The sequence below is a fragment of the Olleya sp. Hel_I_94 genome (genome assembly GCF_007827365.1).
Classification (GTDB): domain Bacteria; phylum Bacteroidota; class Bacteroidia; order Flavobacteriales; family Flavobacteriaceae; genus Olleya.
Genome location: NZ_VISI01000001.1, coordinates 411,617 through 428,010, shown reverse-complemented (window position 1 = coordinate 428,010; position 16,394 = coordinate 411,617). Strand labels below are relative to the sequence as shown.

Below are 16,394 nucleotides of genomic sequence, written 5' to 3'. Positions count from 1 at the left end.
AATTTGATTAATGTCCGTGTCCGCCACCTTCTTCTTCACTGTTTTTTGCTTTGGCCAGAAGTGTAAATGCATCTTTTAATACCAGATCTATAGATTCAATAGATCTCGATTTATCTTTTAATTCAATTGCTACAAAACCATCCTCCGCATTGCCCTTTTCAACTTCGAGCATTTCATAATCCATCATTGTTGCGTTACCTTCAGTGCGGTTGCCCAATGCTTCAAAAATATATTGGTTGCCTTGATATCTTACGATGGCTTCTTCTGGTACGGCGTACATTTCTAATGTTCCTACCTCAATTTTGGCATTGACAAACATTCCAGGCAGCAGCTCCTCATAAGTTTCAGATTCCTTTAAGTGCCCGTGTATGGTAACTGACCTATCGTCCCGAACGTTGTTCCCTATAAGGAAAATTTCTGCTTTCATCCATTCCTCGGGAGCATTTGCCAGACGGAAACGTATGCGCTGTCCTATACGGATTAGTGGAATATCATCCTCATAAACATTGAGTTCTACGTGAAGGTCTGACGCGTCCGTTATGTCCATCAAGACATCCTGTGTTCCAAAATATTTTCCCGTATTGACATACACATCCCTAACAACACCATTGATAGGTGAATACACATTTACAGTGGATGAAATGGTTCCATTTCTAACGTTTTTGGGATTGATGCCTATCAATCGCAGTTTGCTTCCCAAGGCTTTGATCGTTGCCTGATTGTTGAGATATATGCTTTTTGCCTTCTCAAAAACCTTGGTGGATGATACTCGTTCATCGTTCAAAATTTTCTGACGGTCGTAATCGGATTTTAGATAATCATTATCTGCAATAGCTTCTAAATAGGCTCTTTGAAATTCAATAAATTCTGGATTCTCAACTTTAGCAACTATTTGTCCTTTACGTATTTTGGTTCCAGGAAGCATCTCCGTGTATTTCAGGAATCCACCGTAAGGAATGGTTACCGATATATTGCCTTGTGGTGGCACGTCTATCATACCGTTGACAGTTATTTCATTACCAATATTTCTTTTCACCGCCTTTCCCACTTCAATAGAAGTCTGTTTCAGCTGTGCTTGGGTAAGCTCTACAACATTCTCGTTTGTTGCAGAATGTTCTTCCATTGCGGGCTCCGATTCTGTTTTGCAACTTGTTGCAAGCAATAGAAGGGCTGCGATTGTGATGTTATATATATTCTTCATTTAAATATCTTTTATAAGTTGCTCAATGTTGATGAGTGTTTGATTGTATTGGTTTAAAAAATCCAAATAGGTTACCTGAATAGTCAACGCACGGTTGAGACCTTGTACATATTCAATGTACCCGATCTCGCCTTCTTCAAACCCACGTTGCGCGGTTTTAAACAGCACATCTGATTGTGGCAGGCCACTCTTGCGATAGTATTCAATATTTTTTAAATTCTTTTGAAGTTCGGTAAACAGCGATTGAAGTTTAGATTTGGTTTGATTTTCGATGACCTCTAGTTGAGCCTCAGTTTCCTGTTTATAAATTTTAGCAGCCGTAATTTTAGCGGTATGTGGTTTTGCCCATAGCGGAATGCTCAATCCCAGCTGCACACCAGTAAACCTATCTCCAGCATCGTAAATGGTTCCTGCATCTCCCGTACCTATAAATGATTGGTTGAAATAACCCAATGTAATATCAGGTAACCGTTTTGCTGATGCTACCTTACGTTCATTTTCTGCCACATCAATCTGTTGCTTGTAATAGGACACCAGAGGGTTTTTTGAAACGTTCATATCTGTGGTATTGCTAACTTCCATTGCAGATTTCATCTCCAATTTTGGAGTTTCGATTTCAACAGCGTCATCCACATTCATCAAATTCTGTAAGGTAAATTGACCTTCAGCGATTGCGGCTTCATTTTGTTGAACCATAATGTTGATATCAGCGAGTTCTGCATTTGCTGTGGCAAGTTCCAGTGCGTTGCTTTCTCCGTTATCATAACGCAATTGCGCGGCGTAAGAAAAACGGGAATAAATACTATCCTGACGTTGCAATACATTTCCCTTGCTCTTCAAAAACCAAAGGCGGTAATAGGTCGAAGATACCTGGGCTACCAGATCATTTTGAACGACTTCCTGCCTCAATTTTGAAGCGGCTACTTTAGAACTATTGAGTTTGCTTTGACGCGAATAAACGGTGGGAAACTCAAAGGTCTGACTGATGCTGAAACGCGTATCATTGTCTGCAATACTATTGGTCTGACCGTATTCAACGCCCAGATCTGTTTTAGGTAAGTTGAAGCTTGTCCCTTTAAGTGCCTGCTCTCGTGCTGTTTGAAACTGTGCTACCTTGAGATTGGGATTGTTCTCAAGTGCTACTTCTAAAACTTGATCTAAGGATTGATATACTTTTTGTTCTGTTTGAGCATTTGCTTGGTACGCCGTTCCCATCATCAGAAATAGCAAAACGCTTGTAATTTTATTCTTTTTCATCTTGAATTTCTTTTCTGAGTAATAGTAGAGAATGGGTAAAACTACCAGCGTTAAAAACGTTGCTGTAATCAGTCCGCCAATTACAACGGTTGCTAATGGTCGCTGCACTTCTGCTCCTGATGTTTGTGAAATAGCCATAGGCAGGAAACCTAAGGACGCCACCGATGCAGTAAGGATAACAGGTCGCAAACGTGATTTAGTTCCCATATAAATGCGTTGGAATATATCTTTCACGCCTTCTTTTTCAAGACTATTGAATTCTGCAATTAGGACAATCCCATTTAATACCGCGACTCCAAAGAGCGCAATAAAACCTACTCCTGCAGATATACTGAAAGGCATATCCCGTAGCCAGAGCGCAAACACGCCACCTATAGCAGAAAGCGGAATCGCAGTAAAGATTAATACTCCCTGTTTAAGCGAGCCGAATGTGAAGTAGAGTAATATGAAAATGAGTAGCAGAGCAAGCGGAACAGCTACTGCAAGTCTTTCCCTAGCTTCGACTAAGTTCTCAAATTGCCCACCATAACTTACGGTATAGCCCGGCTTTAGATCTACTTGGGTATTGATAAGCTTGCTAACTTCATTGACCACGCTCTCCACGTCGCGGTTACGCACATTAAAAGCTACAATGATGCGACGCTGTGTATCGTCTCGTTGTATTTGATACGGACCATCAATAATTGAAACTGTTGCCAGTTGTTTTAAAGGGATTTGCTCGCCGTTACTGCCGTTAATATATAAATTTTGAACGTCAGAAATTGTGGAACGATTGGTATCGCTTAACCGGACGACCATTTCAAACCTTTTTTCTCCTTCATATACTGTTCCAGTGGCAGCGCCAGCAAAGGCAGATTGAATAGCCATATTCACATCATCAATGGACAGTCCGTATTTTGCTAGCTGATTGCGCTTATAATCCACAACTATTTGTGGGATACCAGTAACTTCTTCCACATACATATCAACTGCGCCATCGACCGATCCTGCGATACGTCCTATCTGGTTAGCATACGTAGATAGTTGCTCCAGATCTTCTCCATAGATTTTAATCGCAACATCTTGGCGCACGCCTGTCATCAGTTCGTTAAAACGCATTTGTATGGGCTGCTGAAAACCAAAGGTTACCCCTGGAATAACTTCCAAGGCTTCCGCCATTTTGTTAGCCAGATCTTCCCTGTTTGATGCCGTTGTCCATTCTGATTTATCTTTTAGAATGATCATAAGGTCGGCAGCTTCTACAGGCATAGGGTCTGTTGGTATTTCCCCAGAACCTATTTTAGATACGACCTGTTCTACCTCGGGAAAGTTATCGAGTAGGATTTTTTCGGCTTTGGTGGTCGCCTTAATTGTGTTGGATAGAGAACTGCCCGTAATCACTCTGGTCTCCACCGCAAAATCTCCTTCTTCTAGTGTTGGTATAAATTCGCCACCCAAGGTACTGAATATGAAAAACGCAACTGCAAATAAGACTAAGGTTGCTCCAACTAATATAATCCTTGTATGCATCGCCCATTTTATTACTGGCTCATAAAGGCGATAGAAAAAATTCATAATGTGATCAGAAATATTCTTTTTATGACCGCCTTTTTTACTTAAAACAAGCGCAGACATCATCGGCACATAGGTCAATGACAAAAGAAACGCACCCAGAATGGCAAAACTTACCGTCTGCGCCATAGGGCCGAACATTTTACCCTCCGTACCTACTAAAGCAAGAATAGGGAGATAAACTATAAGAATAATGATCTCTCCAAAAGCAGCAGAATTCCTGATCTTACTTGCAGATTTGAATACTTCCTCATCCATTTCTTGTTGAGTCAGCTTTCGCGAAAGCGTTAAAGCGCCCAAATGAAACAGCGTGGCTTCAACAATGATGACCGCTCCATCTACAATTAGACCAAAATCAATAGCACCAAGACTCATTAAATTAGCCGAAACACCAAAAATATGCATCATACTGAATGCAAAAAGAAGTGCTAATGGAATTACAGATGCCGTTATAAGACCTGCCCGCCAGTTTCCTAATAATAACAGCAAGATAAATATAACGATAAGAGCGCCCTCGATTAGATTTGTGGTCACGGTGCCAATCGCATTATCCACTAGTTTCGTTCGATCCAGAAATGGCTCAATGACCACACCTTCGGGTAGCGTTTTGCTAATGGTTGCTATCTGCTCCTTTACATCTTCTATTACTTTGGCAGAATTAGCACCTTTGAGCATCATCACGATAGCACTTACCACTTCACCTTCTCCGTTACGGGTAGTCGCTCCGTAACGTATGGCTTTTCCTATTTGAACTTTAGCCACATCGCGTATCAATATGGGATTACCAGATTCCGTTTGTTTGACTAGAATATTTTCAATATCCTCCAGTGAACCTACCAAACCTTCACTACGTATAAAAAGAGCTTTATCGTTCTTTTCAATATAGGCACCACCTGTGTTTTGGTTATTGGTCTGGAGCGCATCAAAAATCTCTGTAATTGAGATATTCATAGTGTTCAGAAGCTCAGGTCTGATGGCAATCTCATATTGTTTAAGATAACCGCCAAAACTACTAACGTCAGCCACGCCAGGCGTGCCTAATAATTGGCGCCTGATGATCCAGTCTTGGATTGTTCTTAATTCGGTTGCATTATATTGGTCTTCGTAACCTGGTTCAGTTGTGATTACGTATTGATAGATTTCTCCCAAACCTGTGGTCAAAGGTGCTATTCCCGGCTTACCTATTTCTTTCGGAATTTCAGATTGAGCTTCGGCAAGGCGTTCATTAACCTGCTGTCGTGCCCAGTACACATCTACATCTTCCTCAAAAACAATGGTTACGACCGAAAGTCCAAACCTTGAAAAAGAACGTATTTCTTCAATTTGTGGAATAGTCGCCATCGTTATTTCGATGGGAAATGTAATAAGGCGTTCTACTTCCTGAGCCGCAAGTGTGGGCGAGTTGGTTATGACTTGTACTTGATTATTAGTAATATCAGGCACTGCATCAACAGGCAATTGCCTTAGAGAATATACCCCTAAAATAATAAGAGCAAAGGTGAGTAATCCAATAACCAACTTATGGGTTATGGAGTACTTAATAATTTTATTAAGCATAAGGTTGAAAATAATTCAGTTAAACAAAATGTTTTACGCTTTCGCGAAAGCGCAAAAATTGCAAGTATTTGAACTCACAACGTAATAGGGAATAGCAATCCCTATGAAACTGAATTAAGCCCGTGGAGGCTGAAAGAGAGATTCCAGATATCTGGAATTAAATTGAAAAGAATAATAGGAATATTCCTTTTTTACCTTAAGATCAAATGTCTTTAAGGTTATACTATTTGAGGTTGGAATGAAAACCGAAGGGTGACAGCACTGCTGGTGTGAGTGTACTGGAGCTTTATCTTCGTGCGAACCATCGTGATGTGCTTTATTATCTCCATCATCACTAAAGAGCTCTTCTACTACGTACTCATAAAAAGAGTCCCCACCGTATTCTTTGTGAATTTGATAATGGGAAATGAAATTAGAGAATTTTTCCAGTTGCTCACATAATTCCATATTAGGCGATTCCCCTTGAGTAAGGAATAAAATAGCCATTGATATGGATGTGAATATTTTCATTTGAAATACAAAGATAACAGAATTATGATGCAACTGGATTGCATTTTCGTTTTCATAGCCTTAATTTTCGATAAACTGTAATCAGGTTTCCTGCTTTAATGTAGTGGTCAACAAATTGTCAATTAGTTATTCAAATAGTTAGAAGTTCAAACCATTAAACTTTTAACTATCATGTAAATACGCGTTTATTTCAAATCTAGGTTAGATGAAATTAATTTTGACTGTTCCGCTTTAACAAATAAACTAATCCTATGGCTATTAAAGTGATTACTCCTGAAAGAATAAAAGGATAATAGAACCCCCCAGCAATTAACCAAGTTCCCAAAATAGGCCCCAAAATTTGACCAACACTATTTGAAGAGCTTTGTATAGATATATTTCTACCCGTATTTTCTTTTGATATTAAGGAAACTGCTGATAATAAGTTAGGAGTTACCATTGCTCCTCCAGCTGCAAAAAGAATAATTAAGCCGTAGACAAAGTATTCATTTTTAAAAAAAGGAAAGGCAATTAAAGATGTTCCAGCTATAAGCAAACCTAAAGCAATTTGTTTTTTGATTGATAACAGCTTCTCTCCATAACTTGCAAAAACAGGTTGTAAAACTGCCATTACAGAACCACATAGCATAAAACCAATACCCACTTGGTTGCTGTTAAAGCCTAATTCATCTTTTCCATAAATTGAAAACACTGTTTCAAATAAAGTCACCACAAATTGTAGTACAAACGACAACGATAGCAACACAACAAAATGGTTACTAAATGTAAATCGAAAAGGTGTTTTTTTTGCAAAAAGTTTATGCACTCGAACGGTATTTTTTAGCCACTTCATTACAATGAATAAAACAATCGATCCCAATATAGCAGCAAACAAGAATGGCATTGAAAATCGGTCTAAATGCAGCTGACCGATTGAATATTCTAGATGAAGGTCTGTTTGGGATAGAAAACCACCTATGATAGGACCGAAAATAACCCCAGAGCTAATGGCAACACCAGACCAAGCCATTATTTTTGTTCTACGTTTTTTAGATGTAATATCACTTAAATATGCATTGCTCACGGGAATAACCGAAGAAGTGAAAATTCCACCAAAAATTCGAGCGATATATAACATTGTTAGAGATGTGGCAAGACCAGTAAGTAATTGCATAATTACAAAACCAATTAATCCACAAATGATAATAGGTTTACGACCATATCTGTCTGATAGCTTTCCCCATACCACTACGAAAAGTAATTGGAAAAATGGATAAATACTAGTGAGTAATCCTATATGAAAATTGACTAAATCCGCATCCAGATTATCTTTGAGAGCAAGTCTCTCTGTATAGTAGGGAAGGGTTGGCAATAAAATGCCATAGCCCAACATCACTACAAATAAACTCAACAGAATTAAGGATATCCTGTTGAGTTTTTCTTTTCTATCCATTATTTTTTACCGATTTTTCGTTTTAATAACTGCGCATTAATAGCCACAATAATGGTACTTAAACTCATAAATACAGCTCCTACCGCAGGACCTAAAACAAAGCCTGAAGAATATAGTACACCAGCTGCTAGTGGAATTGCTACGACATTATAACCTGTAGCCCAGATTAAATTTTGAATCATTTTATTGTAGGTAGCCTTTCCAAATAAAATTAGGTTCGCGATATCCTGTGGGTTGCTATTTACCAGAATAATATCGGCTGTTTCTGCTGCCACATCGGTGCCTGAACCAACCGCTATCCCGACATTTGCTTGTGCCAATGCAGGTGCATCATTAACACCATCACCAGTCATCGCAACAAATTCTCCTTTGTCTTGTAGTCCTTTTACGATTTCCACTTTTTGGTGTGGTAATACTTCGGCATAATAGCCATCCAATCCAAGTTTCTCGCTTACTGCCTTGGCTGTTATTTCATTGTCGCCTGTCGCCATTAAGACTTTAATATTATTCTTTTTGAATATTTTAATAGCTTCCGCAGATTCTGGTCTAATTTCATCCGCAAGGGCAATATAACCTGCCAATTTTCCATCAATTAATACAAATACTACAGTTTCTGCAGCATCACTATAGGCATCTTCAGGAATGGTGATTTTTTCGTCTCTTAAATAACCAGGACTTACTACTTTTACTTGTTTACCTTCAACTTTGGCTTCAACACCTTTTCCTGTTATTGAATTAAAGTTTTCTGGATTGGGAATGGGAACATTGTTTTCTTTCACTTTTTTAATGATACCAACTGCAATAGGATGTTCTGAACTTTGTTCCAACGCACTTGAGAGTCGTAAAATTTCTTCTGGCGAATATGACTTATCTATAGATTCAATTCTGGTAACGCCAAAGTCTCCTTTGGTCAATGTCCCTGTTTTGTCAAATAGTAAGGCAGATATCTTGCGCGATTCTTCAAACGCAGTTCTATTACGAATCAATAATCCATTTTGCGCAGAAACAGCGGTAGAAATAGCAACCACAAGTGGAATGGCAAGACCTAATGCGTGCGGACAAGCAATTACCATAACGGTAACCATTCTTTCTAACGCATAGACAAATGGAAAGCCCAAAAGCAACCAAACTGCCAATGTTCCAAAACCAATAGCTAAAGCGATATATGTCAACCATTTTGCCGCTCTATCGGAAAGGTTTTGCATTTTGGACTTGGTCTTTTGTGCTTCCTCAACCATTGTAATAACTTTGTTGAGATAACTATCTTTACCTGTATGCACCACTTTAACTTTTAATGTGCTATTACCATTTACTGACCCTCCAATTACTTTATCTTTTGCGTCTTTTTTTACTGGTTTGGATTCTCCTGTAAGCATTGATTCATTCAAATAACTTGAACCTTCAACAATAACTCCATCAGCTGGAACTTTTTCTCCTGGCTTAACTAGTATTACATCATCTTTTAATAAATCTTCAAGCGCAATATCTTCAATAGTATCTCCTTTAACGCGATGAGCTTCCGCAGGCATCATACTTACCAACAGCTGTAATGCCTTTGAAGCACCCAAAACACTTTTCATTTCTATCCAATGCCCAATGAGCATAATTGCAATTAGTGTAGCCAATTCCCAGAAGAAATCAACGCCTTTTAAACCAAAGACGGTTGCTGAACTATAAAAGTAAGCGACACTTATTGCCATAGAGATGAGCGTCATCATTCCAGGTGCACCATTCTTTACTTCGGAAACAAATCCTTTAAGAAATGGCCAACCACCATAGAAATATACAATGGTAGAAAGTGCAAACAGCACATAAGAATTTCCAGGAAGTAAAAATTCATAACCGAAAAATTCTTGAATCATGGGTGAGAAGAACAAGATAGGAATGGTAAGAACAAGCGTTACCCAAAATCGTTTTCTAAAGTCTGCGATCATCATTTTATGGTGGTCGTGGCCCATTTGCCCGTGACCCGGATTATGACCTGAATGGTCTTCACTGCCGTGTTTCATTTTAGAATGATCTATTTTGGAATCATCCATTTTTGAGTGGTCCTTTTTTTCGTGATTCATTTTTGAATGATCCATCTTTGAATGGTCCATTTCTTCTTTTTTGTGGTGTTCGTGATTTTCCATTATTGTCTTGTTTAAGTGTTATCGTAATTTCTTTCTCATTGTTTCTGAAATGTTTTCGGCATATACGCCATAGGCATCTACCAAAAGACCTTTTATCCCATTTTTTGATGAAATGGCGTAAAGCACACTATTGTCATCGGTACTGCTCATACCTTCAAAGCGATAGGTTTTATCTACTTTAAAATCTTCTGGTCGGATCTCAATTTTTAACGAAGCACATTCCAAACATTCAGGATTTAAGTTGAAATCATAGGGATACTCGTTTGCCTGTAAATCGTTAATAGCTTCTGATAGTGTATCGTAATTTTTCATTTGTCTTATTTATAAGTCATTGTAAAATAACTGTTGTCTTCTTCTGTAAATTTTTGAAATGTCAATAAGCCGTTTTCGTTTAATTTTTCGTTGACGGTGTAGTTGAGTTGTTTAATGCGAATTCCCCACGCATAGGCCTTAATATTTATTTTTGAATTAATATCGTTTTTGTTGCTTTCCAATGTTCGGTCGTAAATTTTTATAATGCTTTTTGAACCAAAAAAAATCAGCAGACCCGAGTCAAAACTCATTTCCAGTTCTATTTCTTCCAAGTTTTCCAAATCGTATAGCTCTTTAAAATTTTCAGAAGTGGTATTGATCTCAGTTTCTTTTAATTTTGGGTTTGAAAATGGAAATGCCATTACCATTACACTGGCTTCATCAGGCTTACAGCGATAGGTCGTTGTATATTTATCGGTGGATTTTTTGTCTTTATCAAACAATTCCGTAACCACCTTAATTTCGTAATATTCATTTTTCTTTATTGTTTCACCAGCTTCAAAAGTTTGTTTATTGAGAAAAGCACCTTCTTCATCGAAATTTTCTCGAACAATAGATCTGCCTGAAATCTGCCCGATGAGCATTTCAGTTTGTCCATTCATTGATATGCTGAATAAGATTAATAGTAATATGAAGCCCTTTTTTCTCATATATGATGCATTAATTTCTTTACCTCTTTTGCCATTATATCGCTTAAATCGATAGCATTTGAGGGATGCGGAATGGTATTGCAAGTCACTATTTTTTCTACACCGGAATCTAATAAATCTTGATAGGCATTACCTGAAAAAACTGAGTGAATGCCCACACATATAGGTGATTTCATTCCTGCTTTTTTTAAATGTTGTACGGTTTCAATCATTGTTCGCGCGGTGGAAATAATATCATCTACTAAAATAGGTGTAGCATCCTTGTACTTATCCACATCGGGAACAGAGACTTCTACATCACGGTCGCCGTGACGCACCTTTTGTAATACCGTAAACGGTGCTCCGGCATTCTTGGCGACTTCTGAAACCCATTGTTCACTTTCAGAATCGGGTCCAATAAGTACCGGATTTTCGATGTTTTCCTTTATCCAATCTGAAATAGCATCGGCAGCGTGAATTACTTTATTTGGAATTTGATACACTTCTCCTAATGAACTAATTCTGTGCAAGTGAGGGTCAACCGTGGTAATGCTATCGGCAAAACCTGAAATCAATTTTCCGAAGAAACCAGAAGTTACCCCTTCGCCTTCATTAAATACTTTGTCCTGCCTCATATATGCCAAATAGGGCGCTACCAAACAGGTGCACATTGCCCCTAATGATTTGGCAGTATGACTTAAAAAATAAAGGGGCAATAGTTTTTCGTCTGGTTCGTGCAAGGTGCATACCAGTACAACACATTTGTCTTTAACATCAGATAAGATACGTGTATAGGATTCTCCATCAGGGAAGTTGCGCAAAGTGGCTTTGCCAACTTCGGCATCCATTTTTGTAGCCATTAGTTCTGTGAGTTTTTCGTTTCCGGGAAGACTGAATAATATTGTTTTCATAGTTTTTTAAATTATAGTTATGATGTCATTATGGTTGTTTTTATATTCCAGAGCATAGTTGAGTTCGCCTTTGGATTCAGCATATATGGTATATAATAATTGGTCTATTTCAATTTTTTCATTTAAATGGACATTCAAAAGAATCCCAGCCGATTTAGACTGCGGTGCGCCGGAAAGCTTGGCGAGTTTTGCTATCTTTCTATTATCTATGCGCTTTAAAACCCCAGAGTTTTCTGCTCTAATTTCGGTTTTATAGGGTGCTAAAACAGGTTTTGAAAAGCGACCTTGCGCATTACAAATAGCAAGGAATTTTTTATAAGCCTGACCAGATGTGAGAATTTGATGTGCGGTTTCTAACCCTTTCCCTTTTTCTACTTTGCCAGAAAGCTCTATTAGTTCAGCGGCTAAAAGCAATGCTCTTTCTGTTAGGTCTTTTGGTGCATCTGCTTCATTTTTCAAAACTTTTAAAATATCAATGGCTTCTAAAGTGGGGCCGATACCCCTTCCGACAGGTTGTGAGCCATCTGTGATGACAACTTTTACATTCAAGCCAACAGATGTCCCAACGGTTTCCATATGATTTTTTAGTTTTTGAGCCATTTCGGTACTGCGAACCTTGGCGGTTTCACCCACGGGAATATCAATGACCACGTGAGTGGAACCAGCTGCTGCTTTTTTAGAGAGTACCGAAGCAATGAGCTGCCCTTCACTATCAATATCCAAGGCTTTTTCAATTTTGATGAGCACATTATCCGCAGGACTTAAATGGGCTGTTCCGCCCCAAACAAAACAACCGCCTTCTTTTTCTACCACGGTCTTTATTTCTTCTAAAGAAAGCGTCACATTAGTCAGTACTTCCATAGTATCCGCTGTGCCTGCTGGCGAAGTGATGGCGCGTGAGGATGTTTTAGGCATTGTAAGTCCATACGCAGCGACAATAGCAACCACTAATGGGGTGGTTCTATTTCCAGGCAATCCGCCAATGCAATGTTTATCGACCACAATTTCTTTGTCCCAATTCATTTGCTTACCAGAAGCAATCATTGCTTTGGTAAGGTCAGATATTTCGTCAATATCCAGTCGGTCACCTGCACAGGCCGTAATAAATGCCGAAAGGTGGATGTTGGAATAATCGCCTTCAACTATATCGGTTATGATTTCATTAAATGCTGAATAATCCAGTTTTTGATTATAAATTTTCGCCCTGACGTGGCTTAAAGATTCAATTGGTTCTAAATGGGAAACATATAATGTATCATTTGGGGAAACATTCAGTTTTTTCGCAGCAGCATCTGATAGCCCGATTTCATTGGGCAACAGAATATCAGAATTCAGGACATTAAGACTTGCTACGATTGATTTATTTGCATTGGATATTCTTATTCGGGTAAGTGCCTCAAACCCTTCTGAAATACAGACGTGGCAATCTTCGCGCATATACACTACATTTTCGTTTTGGGTATAGATTCCGAGATGTTTATATTTTAATATGTTTGAGTGTGTGTCCATATTTTATTGATTGTTGTGATTTTTCGATTTATTCTATTTCTTCGATGGTGTATAATTGCGGAATTTCTGCATCCCACCCATAGGTTTCCTTGATGCCCTTTTGTAATGCTTCTGCACTTTCTTTTTCACCGTGTACAATGAAAACCCGCTCTGGCTTATTTTTTATTTTGCGCATCCAATCCATAAGTTCAGCGTGGTCTGCGTGTGCCGAAAGCCCTTCGATTTCAGCAACTTCCATATGAAACGGCACCCATTTTCCATAGACTGTTAGTTCTTTCTCACCCTCCAATAATTTTCTACCACGTGTACCTTCGGCTTGATAGCCTACAAAAAGTAAGGTGTTATTTGGATTTTGCGCTTGGGTTTCGAGATAGTTGAGCATTCTTCCGCCTGTGAGCATTCCGCTTCCTGCAATCACGATTTTTGGCTTGTTGTCTGTTCTTAATTCCATTGTTTCCCGATAACTGCTTACGACCGTAAAGTGAGAACACATTTCGTCACATTCGTTGTCCTCCAATCTGTGCCAATCGCGAGTTCTATGAAACAGTTCCAATACATTGGCACCCATCGGGCTGTCCATAATCATTTGTACTCTGGGGATTTTCTTTTCTTTCAATAATTTCCAAAAGATGAGCATCATTAGCTGGGCACGTTCTACCGAAAAGCTTGGGACAAATAAGCTACCACCTCTGTTGATGGTATCATTTACTAATTTTTCAATATGTGGAAGTGCTTCTACTTCATCGGGATGAAACCTTCCACCATAAGTGGATTCAATGAAAAGCACATCCGCTTTTTTTGGTTTAAGGGGTGGATAGAGCAATAAATCATTGGTTCTACCAATGTCTCCTGAAAAGACAAAACGTTTTCCGTGCACATCCAACTCAATATAGGTTGCACCCAGAATATGTCCGTTGTATTGGAAGCGAGCCCTAATACCATCAAATAACGGAATCCATTGTGATTGTGGAATTCCTTTAAAGTGTGGGATAGTTTTTTCTACATCCTTTAAATCGTATAATGGTTCTGCGGGACTATGTTTGGAATAGCCTTCCTTATTGGCACGTTCGGCTTCTTGCTCCTGTATTTTTGCACTATCATTCAAAATGATTTTTGCAATGTCCAAAGTAGGATTCGTACCATAAATGGGACCATTGAAGCCTTGTTTTACCAATCTGGGTAAATAGCCTGTATGGTCCATATGACCGTGGGTAAGCAAAACAGCATCAATATCACCTACATTAACAGGTGGGTACTCCCAGTTTTTAAGGCGTAATTCCTTTAACCCTTGGAAGAGGCCACAGTCTATAAGTATCTTTCTATCTCCTGTATCCACCAAATATTTTGAGCCAGTCACGGTGCCTGCCGCTCCCAAAAAGTGGATGTTTATTTTTTTGTTTTTCATCGTTATAGTATATATTAATGTCCACCACAACAGGAAGGCGTATTTCCTTTGTCTTGGTTCGATTTGCTCAATTCCGCTATTTCGTTATATAGATTGCGGGAATCCTCTTTTATTACGAGTGCCAACTTCTTTACGGATTTAGGCTCGAAGTGTACCATACCCAATAATATTTCGAGGGCTTCTTCAAGTAGTTTAGAATCATCTTCCAATGCTTGGTAAAATGGCTCTAAATCTATACGGTTCTGTTCTTTCAGTTCTTCTGTTTTCATTTGTCCTATTTATTTAGATTAAAAATTTAAGTAGTGCTCTAATGAATTCCACATAATTCTCTTGAATCTTCGAGAACCTTTTTGTGTCTTGATTTTGGCACTCCTACTTGTTCTAAAATTTTTGGGGTTTCGTGAAGCTCTTTACAGAGTACGATACCTTCATCCAATAGTTTTGTTTTTTCAGCTTTGGTAAGTGTTGTTAATGCTGTTAATGGATGCAGCCCCGATTTATCTATTCTGTCTTTTAAACCGTCACCAATTGGATAATCCCAACTTGTCAATAGTAGCCCCACGCATTTACCATATTTCACCGCATCACTTGTAAATCGTGTATTGGTGTAAACGCCTCCTTTATGAAGCTTGGCTTCGTGACCTTTTTGACGTTCCCATTGTTTTTCAACATCTAAAAATCTTGAGTGGATATATAAGGGAATTTTAATGTTGCAAAAGCGACCTTGGTCACTGTGGTATTTACATTCAATCATATAATGGGTATTGTCTTTTTGGGCTATTACATCCACTTCGTGCTGAACGCAATTGCCTTGAACTATTACACCAACCTGTGTTGAAAATCCTTCGTGTGCTAGTAGTTTGCCTACTAACTTCTCAAATGGGAAGCCAGAAGGACCTAATTCCATCAGGGCTTTTTTGAGTTTGTATTTTGAAGCACTTACTCTCGACTTACCTTTTAGCATTTTAAATGCCATTTGATAGATTTTTTTGGTGGTAATGCCTTCATATAATTGGTCTTCAACTTGCCCTACTATTTGCTGAATCAATTCTTCACTTGCTTGCGAACGTCTTAATGAATTGATAAGTTTATCCACATCAAAGGCTACCACGTCGCCCGAATATTTTACTATGTTTATTGGATGTTTCATTTTTTAATATGTATGGTCATTACAGGAAGTTCTGAATGATTGGTTACACCTTCGGCAATACTTTTTGAAAATAAGCTCAAAAATCCTGTCTTTCCGTGGGTACTCATCGCAATTAAATCTGATGGCTGATGTTTTAAAAATGTATTAATACCTGCCTCTACTGAAGATTCGTTATGAACACTCATAGAAAATTTTTTTAGGTCGGGAAATTTTTCAAGGAATTCCTTAACAGGGTTTAATCCAACTTCTATACTGTTAAAGTCTGTTTCTGTATTTATGCGTAACAAATGAATTTTTGCATCACATTTTTCAGCTATCGAAAGTACTTCTTGAAACGGATGACTCACATCTTCTTCAAAATCTGATACGAATAGAATGTCCTTAAAGGGAAATGTTACTTCCTCTTCTTTGACCACAATAATCGGGGCATTGGCCTTTCGGACAATTTTCTCAACATTGCTGCCAGTTATTTCCCTCACTCGACCCTTTGTTCCACTACTGCCAGTTATAATAAAATCGTGATGAAAATGGCCAGAATGTTCCAGAATATCTTTTTGTCCTGAATCGAACTGAAGAAAGGTTCGGCATTTAAGACCTTCGTGTTCCGCTATTTTTTCGAGTTCACGTAAATTAGCCTTTGCAGCACCTATCTGCTTTAAGGTTTCTGGATAACGCTTTTCTTTAAGTTTGTCTAATTTTACCCAATCCACAGGTGTTGTCATTTGATGTAGAAAGTGTATTTCTGCATTGTATGTTTTTGCCATTTTAATCCCGAGATGTGCAGCTTTAGTACAGTTTTCAGAGAAATCGGTAGGTACAAGTATGTTTTTCATAATTT

13 protein-coding genes are annotated in these 16,394 nt (G+C 38.5%); all 13 read right to left on the bottom strand.

Annotated elements, in window-relative coordinates; translation table 11 throughout:
- Positions 1 to 7: 7 nt before the first annotated feature.
- The 13 genes from JM82_RS02055 to JM82_RS01995 all read right to left on the bottom strand — a co-directional run bounded on the left by JM82_RS02055 (position 8) and on the right by JM82_RS01995 (position 16,389).
- On the bottom strand, positions 8 to 1,201 hold the full coding sequence (locus JM82_RS02055) for an efflux RND transporter periplasmic adaptor subunit (RefSeq protein WP_145000773.1): 1,194 nt from the start codon (positions 1,199 to 1,201) through the stop codon (positions 8 to 10).
- On the bottom strand, positions 1,202 to 5,566 hold the full coding sequence (locus tag JM82_RS02050; RefSeq protein ID WP_145000771.1) for a CusA/CzcA family heavy metal efflux RND transporter: 4,365 nt from the start codon (positions 5,564 to 5,566) through the stop codon (positions 1,202 to 1,204).
- Between the two features lie 114 nt (positions 5,567 to 5,680).
- A complete protein-coding gene (locus JM82_RS02045; protein ID WP_145000769.1) occupies positions 5,681 to 6,052 on the bottom strand; it encodes a hypothetical protein in 372 nt (123 codons plus the stop codon).
- A 235-nt stretch (positions 6,053 to 6,287) separates the two neighbouring features.
- On the bottom strand, positions 6,288 to 7,508 hold the full coding sequence (locus JM82_RS02040; RefSeq protein ID WP_145000767.1) for an MFS transporter: 1,221 nt from the start codon (positions 7,506 to 7,508) through the stop codon (positions 6,288 to 6,290).
- Positions 7,508 to 9,640, bottom strand: coding sequence for a copper-translocating P-type ATPase (locus tag JM82_RS02035; protein ID WP_145000765.1), 2,133 nt, complete (start codon positions 9,638 to 9,640; stop codon positions 7,508 to 7,510). Before JM82_RS02035 ends, JM82_RS02040 begins: the two co-directional genes overlap by 1 nt.
- An 18-nt stretch (positions 9,641 to 9,658) precedes the next feature.
- The gene (locus JM82_RS02030) at positions 9,659 to 9,952 is read right to left on the bottom strand and encodes a phosphoribosylpyrophosphate synthetase (RefSeq protein ID WP_145000763.1); all 294 of its coding nucleotides are present in this window, start codon (positions 9,950 to 9,952) and stop codon (positions 9,659 to 9,661) included.
- A gap of 5 nt (positions 9,953 to 9,957) precedes the next feature.
- Positions 9,958 to 10,554: a hypothetical protein gene (locus tag JM82_RS02025; protein ID WP_261375255.1), complete on the bottom strand. Its 597-nt coding sequence runs from the start codon at positions 10,552 to 10,554 to the stop codon at positions 9,958 to 9,960.
- A 44-nt stretch (positions 10,555 to 10,598) separates the two neighbouring features.
- A complete protein-coding gene (locus JM82_RS02020) occupies positions 10,599 to 11,492 on the bottom strand; it encodes a ribose-phosphate pyrophosphokinase (RefSeq protein WP_145000759.1) in 894 nt (297 codons plus the stop codon).
- A 6-nt stretch (positions 11,493 to 11,498) separates the two neighbouring features.
- Positions 11,499 to 13,001: a thymidine phosphorylase family protein gene (locus tag JM82_RS02015; protein ID WP_145000757.1), complete on the bottom strand. Its 1,503-nt coding sequence runs from the start codon at positions 12,999 to 13,001 to the stop codon at positions 11,499 to 11,501.
- A gap of 28 nt (positions 13,002 to 13,029) precedes the next feature.
- Positions 13,030 to 14,406 carry an MBL fold metallo-hydrolase RNA specificity domain-containing protein gene (locus tag JM82_RS02010; protein WP_145000755.1) on the bottom strand — a complete coding sequence of 459 codons (1,377 nt, stop codon included), beginning with the start codon at positions 14,404 to 14,406 and terminating at the stop codon, positions 13,030 to 13,032.
- Positions 14,407 to 14,420: 14 nt separating this feature from the next.
- Positions 14,421 to 14,675 carry a hypothetical protein gene (locus tag JM82_RS02005; protein WP_009778882.1) on the bottom strand — a complete coding sequence of 85 codons (255 nt, stop codon included), beginning with the start codon at positions 14,673 to 14,675 and terminating at the stop codon, positions 14,421 to 14,423.
- 38 nt (positions 14,676 to 14,713) lie between these two features.
- Positions 14,714 to 15,556, bottom strand: a complete 843-nt coding sequence (locus tag JM82_RS02000) for an ATP cone domain-containing protein (protein ID WP_026813295.1) — start codon at positions 15,554 to 15,556, stop codon at positions 14,714 to 14,716.
- Positions 15,553 to 16,389 carry a universal stress protein gene (locus JM82_RS01995; protein ID WP_026813296.1) on the bottom strand — a complete coding sequence of 279 codons (837 nt, stop codon included), beginning with the start codon at positions 16,387 to 16,389 and terminating at the stop codon, positions 15,553 to 15,555. The genes JM82_RS02000 and JM82_RS01995 overlap by 4 nt, the downstream gene beginning before the upstream one ends.
- Between the last annotated feature and the right edge of the window lie 5 nt (positions 16,390 to 16,394).

Excerpts from the sequence above, each read along its gene's own strand:
- JM82_RS02055 (WP_145000773.1), bottom strand. The coding sequence starts at position 1,201 with ATGAAGAATATATATAACATCACAATCGCAGCCCTTCTATTGCTTGCA.
- JM82_RS02050 (WP_145000771.1), bottom strand. The coding sequence starts at position 5,566 with ATGCTTAATAAAATTATTAAGTACTCCATAACCCATAAGTTGGTTATT.
- JM82_RS02045 (WP_145000769.1), bottom strand. The coding sequence starts at position 6,052 with ATGGCTATTTTATTCCTTACTCAAGGGGAATCGCCTAATATGGAATTA.
- JM82_RS02040 (WP_145000767.1), bottom strand. The coding sequence starts at position 7,508 with ATGGATAGAAAAGAAAAACTCAACAGGATATCCTTAATTCTGTTGAGT.
- JM82_RS02035 (WP_145000765.1), bottom strand. The coding sequence starts at position 9,640 with ATGGAAAATCACGAACACCACAAAAAAGAAGAAATGGACCATTCAAAG.
- JM82_RS02030 (WP_145000763.1), bottom strand. The coding sequence starts at position 9,952 with ATGAAAAATTACGATACACTATCAGAAGCTATTAACGATTTACAGGCA.
- JM82_RS02025 (WP_261375255.1), bottom strand. The coding sequence starts at position 10,554 with ATGAATGGACAAACTGAAATGCTCATCGGGCAGATTTCAGGCAGATCT.
- JM82_RS02020 (WP_145000759.1), bottom strand. The coding sequence starts at position 11,492 with ATGAAAACAATATTATTCAGTCTTCCCGGAAACGAAAAACTCACAGAA.
- JM82_RS02015 (WP_145000757.1), bottom strand. The coding sequence starts at position 13,001 with ATGGACACACACTCAAACATATTAAAATATAAACATCTCGGAATCTAT.
- JM82_RS02010 (WP_145000755.1), bottom strand. The coding sequence starts at position 14,406 with ATGAAAAACAAAAAAATAAACATCCACTTTTTGGGAGCGGCAGGCACC.
- JM82_RS02005 (WP_009778882.1), bottom strand. The coding sequence starts at position 14,675 with ATGAAAACAGAAGAACTGAAAGAACAGAACCGTATAGATTTAGAGCCA.
- JM82_RS02000 (WP_026813295.1), bottom strand. The coding sequence starts at position 15,556 with ATGAAACATCCAATAAACATAGTAAAATATTCGGGCGACGTGGTAGCC.
- JM82_RS01995 (WP_026813296.1), bottom strand. The coding sequence starts at position 16,389 with ATGAAAAACATACTTGTACCTACCGATTTCTCTGAAAACTGTACTAAA.